This window comes from Rhizobium sullae (genome assembly GCF_900169785.1).
Lineage (GTDB): Bacteria > Pseudomonadota > Alphaproteobacteria > Rhizobiales > Rhizobiaceae > Rhizobium > Rhizobium sullae.
In genome coordinates, this window is the sequence record NZ_FWER01000240.1 from 1 (window position 1) to 281 (window position 281).

The following is a 281-nucleotide window of genomic DNA, read 5'->3' on the forward strand; positions in this document are numbered from 1 at the left end:
ATTCGGCAGCTTCTCGTGAATCTGCTCGATGACGTTCATCGCCAGCACCGAGCCGTCCGGCTTGCGGCTGAACTTATAGGCGCCGTGCGATGCGCCCATCGCAATCGCCAGCGCATCGACCCTAGTTTCACGGACGAATTTGACGGCTTCGTCCGGATTAGTCAGAAGCTGATCTTGCGAGAGCTTGCCTTCGGCTCCGTGGCCGTCCTCGGCTTCGCCCATGCCGGTCTCCAGCGAACCTAGGACGCCGAGTTCTCCCTCCACAGAAACGCCGCCGAGAT

The 281-nt window shown here is 60.9% G+C and carries 1 protein-coding gene; it reads right to left on the reverse strand.

Annotated features, from left to right (window positions below; all coding sequences use genetic code 11):
• The coding region (locus BN1800_RS39965) for a class II fructose-bisphosphate aldolase (protein WP_179214049.1) at positions 1 to 281 on the reverse strand (281 nt) is incomplete at both ends.